This is a genomic window from Sphingopyxis granuli NBRC 100800, assembly GCF_001591045.1.
GTDB lineage: Bacteria > Pseudomonadota > Alphaproteobacteria > Sphingomonadales > Sphingomonadaceae > Sphingopyxis > Sphingopyxis granuli.
In genome coordinates this window covers 42,326-51,952 of record NZ_BCUA01000023.1, presented here as the reverse complement: position 1 = coordinate 51,952, position 9,627 = coordinate 42,326, and the positions used below count along the sequence as shown (strand labels likewise).

8 protein-coding genes are annotated in these 9,627 nt (G+C 67.9%); 1 reads left to right on the top strand and 7 read right to left on the bottom strand.

All coding sequences use genetic code 11. From position 1 onward, the window contains the following. Window positions 1-350: 350 nt before the first annotated feature. From SGR02S_RS07890 to SGR02S_RS07875, 4 genes are all read right to left on the bottom strand, one after another. Complete coding sequence (locus tag SGR02S_RS07890; RefSeq protein WP_067107646.1) at window positions 351-1,940, bottom strand: acyl-CoA dehydrogenase family protein; 1,590 nt, start codon at window positions 1,938-1,940, stop codon at window positions 351-353. Window positions 1,941-1,942: 2 nt separating this feature from the next. Then, on the bottom strand, window positions 1,943-3,157 hold the full coding sequence (locus SGR02S_RS07885; protein ID WP_067107643.1) for an acetyl-CoA C-acetyltransferase: 1,215 nt from the start codon (window positions 3,155-3,157) through the stop codon (window positions 1,943-1,945). A gap of 80 nt (window positions 3,158-3,237) precedes the next feature. After that, window positions 3,238-4,434, bottom strand: coding sequence for a CoA transferase (locus tag SGR02S_RS07880; protein WP_067107640.1), 1,197 nt, complete (start codon window positions 4,432-4,434; stop codon window positions 3,238-3,240). Window positions 4,435-4,469: 35 nt separating this feature from the next. Beyond that, the gene (locus SGR02S_RS07875) at window positions 4,470-5,639 is read right to left on the bottom strand and encodes an acyl-CoA dehydrogenase family protein (RefSeq protein ID WP_067107637.1); all 1,170 of its coding nucleotides are present in this window, start codon (window positions 5,637-5,639) and stop codon (window positions 4,470-4,472) included. A 210-nt stretch (window positions 5,640-5,849) separates the two neighbouring features. On the opposite strand from SGR02S_RS07875, the gene SGR02S_RS07870 reads away from it, so the two are divergent. Further along, complete coding sequence (locus SGR02S_RS07870; protein ID WP_067107636.1) at window positions 5,850-6,587, top strand: helix-turn-helix domain-containing protein; 738 nt, start codon at window positions 5,850-5,852, stop codon at window positions 6,585-6,587. On the opposite strand, the gene SGR02S_RS07865 is transcribed toward SGR02S_RS07870, so the two are convergent. Genes SGR02S_RS07865 through SGR02S_RS07855 form a run of 3 tightly spaced genes read right to left on the bottom strand, consistent with a single transcriptional unit; the run spans window position 6,581 to window position 9,575 of the window. Then, a complete protein-coding gene (locus tag SGR02S_RS07865) occupies window positions 6,581-7,774 on the bottom strand; it encodes an acyl-CoA dehydrogenase family protein (protein ID WP_067107633.1) in 1,194 nt (397 codons plus the stop codon). The genes SGR02S_RS07870 and SGR02S_RS07865 overlap by 7 nt on opposite strands. A gap of 19 nt (window positions 7,775-7,793) precedes the next feature. Beyond that, window positions 7,794-8,645 (bottom strand): HTD2 family dehydratase, encoded by an 852-nt coding sequence (locus tag SGR02S_RS07860; protein WP_067107630.1) that lies wholly within the window; start codon window positions 8,643-8,645, stop codon window positions 7,794-7,796. 12 nt (window positions 8,646-8,657) lie between these two features. Then, window positions 8,658-9,575: an SDR family NAD(P)-dependent oxidoreductase gene (locus SGR02S_RS07855; protein ID WP_067107664.1), complete on the bottom strand. Its 918-nt coding sequence runs from the start codon at window positions 9,573-9,575 to the stop codon at window positions 8,658-8,660. Window positions 9,576-9,627: the final 52 nt, after the last annotated feature.

The window sequence follows — 9,627 nt, the reverse complement described above, 5'->3', positions numbered from 1 at the left end:
ACCCCGGCTTTCGCCGGGGAACAGCTCCTGACTTGCCTGAAGGTTATATATGCCGATCAAGTCCGGGTGACGAGGAAGCCGAATATGCCGTTTGAATGTCTTTCGTGTCCCCGCGCAGGCGGGGACCCAGAGCGTTCATACGCCGACGCGGGCTTTTCGCCGCTCTGGGCTCCCGCCTTCGCGGGAGCATCGAGGTTCATTTAGAGCGTGATATCAAATGATCGTCATTGCGAGCGGCGAAGCCGCGCGGCAATCCAGAGCGTACGCAGACCGCCCTGGATTGCTTCGCTCCGCTCGCAATGACGAAGCGGGTCTATCCAAAATCACGATGCTCTGAAAACGGATGCGATCTAGTTCCGCCCGGCGGTCAGCCCGCGCGCGATGACCTGCGCCTGAATCTCGGCCGCACCCTCGAAGATATTGAGGATGCGCGCGTCGCACAGCACGCGGCTGATCTCATATTCGAGCGCGTAGCCGTTGCCGCCGTGGATCTGCAGCGCCGCGTCGGCGTTCGACCAGGCGGCGCGCGCGCCGAGCAGCTTCGCCATTCCCGCCTCGATGTCGCAGCGCTTGCCCGAGTCCTTGGCGCGCGCGGCGGCGTAGCTCAACTCGCGCGCGGCGACGAAATCGACGAGGCTCATCGCCAGCTTGTCGGCGACGCGCGGGAAATGGACGATCGCCTTGCCGAACTGCTTGCGGGCGAGCGCATAGGCGAGCCCGAGTTCGAGCGCGCGCCGCGCCACCCCGACCGCGCGCGCCGCGGTCTGGATGCGCGCGCCCTCGAAAGTGCGCATGAGCTGCTTGAAGCCTTGCCCTTCCTCGCCGCCGAGCAGCGCGTCGGCGGGCGCCTGCATCGCGTCGAACTGCAGCGCATATTCGCGCATTCCGCGATAGCCGAGAACCTCGATCTCGCTGCCGCTCATCCCCTCGGCCGGGAAGGGGTCGGCATCGGTCCCGCGCGGTTTGGGGACCAGCAGCATCGACAGGCCCGCATAGCCTTTGGCATCGGCGACGGTGCGCGCGAGCAGCGTCATGAGGTCCGAGCGCGCGGCGTGGGTGATCCAGTTTTTCGCGCCGTCGATCACCCAGCCGTCGCCGGCCCGCCGCGCGCGCGTCTGGAGCGCGCCGAGGTCGGAGCCGGTGTCGGGTTCGGTGAACACCGCCGTCGGCAGTATCTCGCCGCTGGCGATCTTCGGCAGCCATTCGGCCTTCTGCGCGTCGGTGCCGCCCATCGCGATCAGCTCGCCCGCGATCTCCGACCGCGTGCCGAGCGATCCCGCGCCGATCCAGCCGCGCGACAGCTCCTCAGTGACGATGCACATGACGAGCTTGCCGAGGCCGAGCCCGCCGAACTCTTCCGCTATGCAAACGCCAAATGTGCCGAGGTCTGCCATCGCCTGAACCGTGGCGTCGGGGATCAGGGCGTTGGCAAGGTGCCAGCCATGCGCGTGGGGGATGATCTCCGTTTCGGTAAAGCGCCGATACTGGTCGCGGATCGCGTCGAGGTCGGTGTCGTGCAGCGTCTCGCTCGGCCAGTGACCCTCGGCGAGCGCGGCAGCGACAGCGGCGCGCATTGCGGCATGGTCGGCGTCGAGCAGGTCGGCACAGGCATCGGCGAGCGTTCGGGCGGCCGCGCCGATGCCGAGGTCGGCCGGGCGGAAGATTTCATTCTGCCCCATCGGCAGCCCGCCAGCGAGCTGGCCGATGCTTTCGGCGAAGGCCAGCGTCGCGGTCTGCGCGTCGAGCGGGTCGGCGCCCCTTCCGGCCTCGAGCCAGTCGAGTATGGCTTCCAGCGCCGCAACCGTCGTCGCGACCCATGCGAAGCCGTGCGCCGCGCGCTGCTCGGCGTCGATCGGGTTCGCAGCCAGCCGTGCGGCCAGCGCCTCTTGCGCCGTCGCGCGATAGGCTTGCGCCGCCGCCAGAGCCGGGCGGAGCTCCATGGTCAGGCCGCGCGCTCGAAGATCGCGGCGATGCCCTGGCCGCCGCCGATGCACATCGTCTCCAGCCCGTAACGGCCGTCGCGGCGTACCAGTTCGCGCGTCAGATTGGCGAGGATGCGCCCGCCGGTCGCGCCGATCGGGTGGCCGAGCGAGATGCCCGATCCGTTGACGTTGAGTATCTCGTTGCGGCTGTCGTCGTCGGACCAGCCCCAGCCCTTGAGCACCGCGAGCACCTGCGGCGCGAAGGCTTCGTTGAGCTCGACGAGGTCGATGTTGTCCCAGCCGAGCCCATTGCGCGCGAACAGTCGCTCGACCGCGGGCACCGGCCCGATGCCCATGCGGCTCGGGTCGCATCCGGCCGCCGCCCAGCTATGGAACCAGGCGATGGGTTCGAGGCCGAGTTCGTCCAGCTTGTCCTCGGCGACGACGAGGCACGCGGCGGCGGCATCGTTCTGCTGGCTGGCGTTGCCCGCGGTGACGACGCCGCCTTCCAGCGCGCGCAGCTTGCCCAGCGTCTCCATGCTCGCGTCGGCGCGATAGCCTTCGTCGTGCGCGAAGACGACCGGGTCGCCCTTCTTCTGCGGCACGCTGACCGGGACGAGTTCGTCGTCGAACAGACCCTTGTCCCACGCCGCCGCGGCGCGCTGGTGGCTGCGCACGGCGTAGGCGTCGGCCTGCTCGCGGGTGATGTTGTAATCCTTCGCCAGATTCTCGGCGGTCTCGATCATTCCGGTGATGACGCCGAAGCGCTCGACCGGCTGCGACATCACGCGCCCGCGCGTCAGCCGGTCGTGCAGCGTCAGATTGCCCGCGCGTACGCCCTTGCGAATGTCGGTCGTGTAATGCTCGACGTTCGACATCGATTCGACGCCGCCCGCGACGACGATGTCGGACATGCCCGTCTGCACCATCATCGCGGCGTTGACGACCGCCTGCAGGCCCGAGCCGCAGCGGCGGTCGAGCTGATAGCCCGGCACTTCGAGCGGCAGGCCCGCGGCAAGCCACGACCAATGCCCGATGCTCGGCGCCTCGCCATTGCCATAGCCCTGCGAAAAGACGACATCGTCGACGCGTGCGGGGTCGATCTTCGTGCGGTCGATCAGCGCCTTCAGGATGACGGCGCCCAGCTCTCCGGCGGTAACCGACGACAGACTGCCGCCGAACTTGCCGACGGCGGTGCGGATCGGGGCGACGATGGCGGCGCGGCGCAGGGTCATGTCATTCTCCGGTATGTTTCTGGTATTGAATTGGATCGTCACTCCGGATCAAGTCCGGGGTGACGGAAGAAAGGGATATCTCAACCGACACCGACGATCCCGGCGTCGATCAGCCGGGCGATCTCGCCCGACGACAGCGACAGGCGGGCGGCCAGCACTTCTTCCGAATGCTCGCCGTTGCGCGGGGCGGGGCGGGGCGGCTGGCGGTCGGCCTGCGGGATGGTCGCGAAGGCGCCCGCGGCGGGATAGGCGAAGCCGCTCGGATTGGCCGCGTCCGCGAAGATCGGGTTGTCCGCCACCAGCGCCGGGTCGTTCGCGGCGTCGAGCATCGTGCGATAGGGCGAATGGACGATCCCGCCCGCGTCGAAGGCGGCGGCGAGGTCGGCGTGGTCGCGGCGCGCGATCGCCCGCTCGAACAGTGGATAGAGCGCGTCGCGGTGCGTGAAGCGCAGCCCGTCATTCTTCGCGAAGGACACGCCGCGCACCGCCTCGACCGCCGCGACGGCATCGCCGAGGTCGAGCGCCGCGATCAGATTCGCCCATTGGCGCGGCGTGACGACGACGATCATCGTCCGCTGACCGTCGCGTGTCGTGAAATCGCGGCCAAACAGGCCATAGACGGCGTTGCCCAGCCGCGGCCGGTTCGCTCCGCTATAGAGCACCTCGGCGATGCCGCCCATGTTGGCGACGGTGCCGATCGCGACGTCGGACAGCGGCAGGCGCACCTCGCCGCCGTCGCCGGTTGCGGCGCGCCGCTGGACCGCGGCGAGCAGCGCGAAGGCGGCATAGGCGCCGGTAAGCAGGTCCCACGCGGGCAGGACATGGTTGACCGGCTCCGGCCCTGCACCGGTGAGCATCGGATAGCCGACGCTGTTGTTCACCGTATAGTCGAGCGCGGGCGACCCGTCGGCCCAGCCCATCACACGGATGGTGATGAGGTCGGGACGCCCTTCGGCCAGCAGGTCGTGCGACAGGAAGCCCTTGACCGGGAAATTGGTGACGAACTGCCCCGTCGCGCGCACCAGCGCCTGCAGCAGTTCGCGCCCCTCGGGCCGGCCGAGGTCGAGCGCGACCGACTTCTTCGCGCGATTGAGATTTTCCCAATAGAGCGAATCATTGTTTTCCGTGACCGGCCAGCGCCGGAAATCGGGGCCGCCGCCGATCTGGTCGACGCGGATCACCTCGGCCCCGAACTGCGCGAGATACAGGCCCGCGGTGGGCGAGGCGACGAAGGACGACGCCTCGATGACGGACAGGCCGGGGAGGAGGTTATACATGGGCCGCTCCCTCCGGGGCCTCGATCGTGGCGGGCTTATCCATTCGCATGGAACTCGCGCAGCATATGCTTGGCGATCTGAAGCTGAAGGATCTGCGTCGTCCCTTCGTAGATGCGATAGATGCGCGCATCGCGGAAGAAGCGCTCGGCGTCATATTCGGCCAGATAGCCCGCCCCGCCATAGACCTGCACGCAGGCATCGACGACGCGGCCGCACATCTCGCTGGCGAAGACCTTGAACGCCGCCGCCTTGCGCAGGACATTCTCGCCCGCGTCGGCGCGGCGGGTGACATCCTCCATCATGCATTCGGCGGCATAGATGTCGACCTCGCTCTGCGCGAGCATCTGCTGGATGAGCTGGAAGTTCGCGATCGGCTCGCCGAACGCCTTGCGCTCGGTCGCATAGCGCACCGCGCTGTCGAGCGCGCGGCGGGCATAGGCGGTGGCGGCGGCGCCGACCGACATGCGGCCGTTGTCGAGGCTCATCATCGCATAGGCGAAGCCCTTGCCGAGTTCGCCGCCGAGCAGCGCCTCGCCGCCGATGCGGACGTCGTCCATCACGATGTCGGCGATATGGCTACCCGCCTGGCCCATCTTCTTGTCCGACTTGCCGATCGACACGCCCGGCGCGTCCATCGGCACGATGAAGGCGGAGACATGGGCGTTCTTGGGGAGATTTTCCTTGCTCGTCCGCGCCATGATCAGCCCGACCTTCGCGAAGGGCGAATTGGTGATGTACCGCTTGGTGCCGTTCAGCACCCAGCCGTTGTCGGTCTGCGCAGCGCTGGTCTGGAGCCCCGCCGAGTCCGATCCCGATCCGGGCTCGGTCAGGCCGAAGCAGGCGATTTCGCCCGATGCGACGCGCGGCAGCCATTCGGCCTTCTGCGCGTCGGTCCCGCCATTCTTGAGCGCCGAGGTGAACATGCCGATGTTGATCGAGATGATCGACCGGAACGCCGGCATCGCATAGGACAGCGTGTGGATGGTGCGGATATACTGGCTGATGTTCATCCCCGCGCCGCCGAACTCCTCGGGGATGGTCAGGCCGAACAACCCCATGTCGCGCATTTCGGACAGGATGTCGTCGGGGATGCGGTCGGTCTCGATGATCTCCCTCTCGGCGGGGAGGAGACGCTCGCGGACGTAGCGGTCGAGCTGTTCGATGAACTGTTCGAAGACGTCAGCGTCCATTCCGGGGTTCTGCATCCCTTCGGTCCCTTCTTGTCGCCCGCGTTTGCGGAAAAGCCCTGATCGCTATTTCGATCCTTGTCCGCCCACCGCGCGATGGCAATGATTTTCGCGCCTCGGCGCCGCGCGCTGCCGGCCGAATCGCTTCGGGCGTGGGCTAGGATGTTCCTCGGCATTTTTCAATAAATGGAATTTGCTTTTCATCATCAGGAAAAATAAGAGGGAGGGATGAGCCAGCCGGTCCGGTCCATCGCGCAAGCTTTTGCCATCCTGCGGCTGCTCGCCGATGGCGATGGCCTGACGCTGTCGGAAATCGGGCGCGCGCTCGACCTCAGCCCGTCGAGCTGTTTCAACCTGCTGAACACGCTGGTGGCCGAGGGGGCGATCGCGCGGGGTGTCGGCGGCAAGCGCTATCGGCTGGCGGGGCCATGGGACGGTTTCGAGGGATTGCGCGACCGGGCGGGACGCTCGTTGATCGATCGCGCGCGGCCGCTGATGGCAAGATTGGCGCAGCAGGGCGACGCCGCAGTGGGCCTATGGAAAATGGCGTCGCGCGAGCGGCTGCAACTCGTCGCGCACGCCGAAAGCGACGCCGTCATGCGGCTGCGGTTCGCCGATGCGCAGCGCCAGCCGCTCGGCGGCGGCGCGGCGGGCCGGGCGCTGGCGGCGGCACAGCGCGTCGACGATGCCGAACTGGCGCGCCGCTATGCGCCCGTGCGCTGGCAAGCCGATCTGCCGTTCGACGTCTACGCCGCGCAGGTGCGCGAGGCGGCGGCGCGCGGCTATGCGATCGACCGCGGTTTCGCACATCGCGGGATATGGACGGTCGCGGTCGGCATCGCCGATGTGGCGCCCGGCTTCTGCCTGTCGGCCTCGATCGTCGCGGGGTCGCGCGGGGAGGCGGAGGTCGCGCAACTCGCCGCCGCGCTTGGACAGCTTCGCGCGCGGCTCGTCGCCGATCAATAGCTCCGCGGCAGGCCGAGGACATGCTCGGCGAGGAAGGACAGGATCAGGTTGGTCGAGATCGGCGCGACCTGATAGAGGCGCGTCTCGCGGAACTTGCGCTCGACGTCATATTCCTCGGCGAAACCGAAGCCGCCGTGCGTCTGGATGCAGACATTGCCCGCCTCGCTCGACGCGTCGGCGGCGAGCATCTTCGCCATGTTCGCCTCGGCGCCGTTCGGCTGTCCGGCTTCGTAGAGCCGGGCCGCTTCGTGCACCATCAGTTCGGCCGCGCGCATGTTGGCATAGGCGCGCGCGATCGGAAAGGCGATGCCCTGATTCTGGCCGATGGCGCGGCCGAAGACGTGGCGTTCGTTCGCATAATCGGCCGATTTCTTCGTGAACCATTTGGCGTCCCCGACGCATTCGGCGGCGATCAGCACGCGTTCGGCATTCATGCCCGACAGGATGTAGCGAAAGCCTTTCCCTTCCTCTCCCAGCAGGTTGGCCGCCGGGATGCGCATGTTGTCGAAGAAAATCTCGGTCGTCGCATGGTTCATCATCGTGCGGATCGGCCGGATCGTCAGCGAACCGTCGGCGAGCGCCGCCTTCATGTCGACGATGAAGGTCGAAAGGCCGTCGGTTTTCTTCGCGGCCCGGTCGCGGGGCGTGGTGCGCGCGAGCAGCAGCATCAGGTCGCTGTGCTCGGCGCGGCTGGTCCAGATCTTCTGGCCGTTGACGACATAATCGTCGCCCCCGTCCTTCGACGGAGCAGGCTCACGGACCGCCACGGTGCGCAGGGCGGTGGTGTCGGTGCCGCTCGTCGGCTCGGTGACGCCGAAGGCCTGCAGGCGCAGTTCGCCGGTCGCGATCTTTGGCAGATAGGCACGCTTCTGCTCTTCGGAGCCGTGGCGCAGGATCGTCCCCATCGTGTACATCTGCGCATGGCAGGCGCCGCCGTTGCAGCCTTCGGCCTGAATCGTCTCGAGGATCGCGACCGCCGCCGACAGGCCCAGCCCCGATCCGCCATATTCCTCCGGGATCAGCACCGACAGATAGCCCGCGTCGGTCAGCGCCTTGACGAACGCCGTCGGATATTCGCGCTTCGCATCGAGTTCGCGCCAATATTCGCCCGGAAACTCGGCGCACAGGCGGCGCACGCCCTCGCGGATTTCGGGAAAATGCTCGGCATCATAGGGGCTGAGGTGCATGGTCGATCCTATCGCTGGGTCAGGTCGCGGCGGTGCCGCTCATGATCTGTCGGCCGTCGCCGGCAAAGGCGGCCAGTTCGATCGCGTCGCCGCCGCCGCGCAGCACAAGGTGCAGCGGCTCGCCGCAGATCGCCGGCGACAGGCCGCGAAAGGCGAAGCGGGTCAGGGCATTGTCGCCGAACTGGCGCTGCGCGAGGTCGAGGAGCAAAGTCGCGGTGAGCGGGCCGTGGACGACCAGCCCGCGATAGCGCTCCGCATCGCGCGCATAGGGCAGATCGTAATGGATGCGGTGGCTGTTGAAGGTCAACGCCGAATAGCGGAAGAGCAGCGGCTCGTTCGGGGTCGTCGGGCGATGGGCGTCCCATGCCGCGGGGTCGAAGCCTGTCGCGCCCGGCGGGGGCGGGGAGAGCGGCGCATCGGGGGGCGCCGCTTCGCGAAACACGATCGACTGGGTCTCGCGCAACGCGAGCGTATCGCCGGCGTGCGTCCGATGCTCGATCGTGACGAACAGCAGCTTGCCAGATCCGCCTTGCTTTTCGGCGATCGCGGCGATGCGCGAGCGGCGCGCAATCGCCTCTCCGACGCGCAGCGGGCGCAGGAATTCGACCTCGCTCGACGCCCACATGCGGCGCGGCAGCGGCGCGGGCGGCATGAAGCTGTCTTCGCTCTCGTCGCGTCGCGGATGGCCGTCATTGCCGAGCTGCGCGGTTGGCGCATCGGGCAGGCCGAGGCACCAGTGGAACCCCTGCGGCACCGCGCCGTCGGACGGCGCCCCGCGGTCGAGCGTCGCGAGCCACCGCGCCAGCGCCGACGCGTCGATCCGGTCGCGCCGTTCCTCCTCGCGCCCGATCCAGCCCTGCCATTCGCTCATGCGGCGCCTCCGTCAGACGGGGTCATAGGGAAAGACATGCGCCGACACCTCGTCGGCGCGCGCGAAGGCGGGACGAAAGGCGGGGATCAGTTCGTCGGCGATCGTTTCCGCCGTCCAGCCATCGAGCTTCACCATCGAGCGCACCGGGCGCGGCTTCGAAAACAGGAGAATCTCGTTCTTGCGCACGCTGAAGATCTGGTTGGTGACGTCGCGCGACAGGTCGGAGGCGAGGTAGGCGACGAGCGGGGCGATCTTGTCCGCCGACATTTCCTGCATCCGCCGGACGCGCTCCTGCTGCTCGGGGGTTTCGGCGGGGATCGACGAGGTCATCCGGCTCCACGCGAAGGGCGCGATGCAGTTCGACCGCACCCCGACGCGCGCCATGTCGAGCGCGATCGACTGCGACAGCGCCACGACGCCCAGCTTCGCCGCCGAATAATTGGCCTGTCCGATGTTGCCAATCAGGCCGCTGGTCGAGGTGAAATGGATGAAGCTGCCCGACTGCTGCTCGCGAAAATGGGGCGTCGCGGCCTTCGAGACGTTGAAGACGCCGGTCAGGTTGACGTCGATGACGCTCTTCCAGTCCTCATAGCTCATCTTGTGCCAGATGGTGTCGCGCAGGATGCCGGCATTGTTCACGACCGCGTCGATGCGGCCGAAGCGCGCGACGGCATCCTCGACGATGCCCGCGGCCTCCTTCGGATCGGCGACGTTGCCGAAATTGGCGACCGCGTTGCCGCCCGCGGCGACGATATCGTTGGCGGTGGCCTGGGCGGGGGCGGTGTCGCCGCCATCGCCCGCCTGCGCGACGCCGGGGTCGTTGACGACGACGGCCGCGCCCTGCGCCGCGCAGTGCAGCGCCAGCTCGCGGCCGATCCCGCGCCCCGCACCGGTGATCGCGACGACTTTCCCTTCGAGGCATCCGCTCACTTCGTCTCTCCCCGTGAATCCGCGTTGCGCCGCTTGATAGCGATTTTCGGCG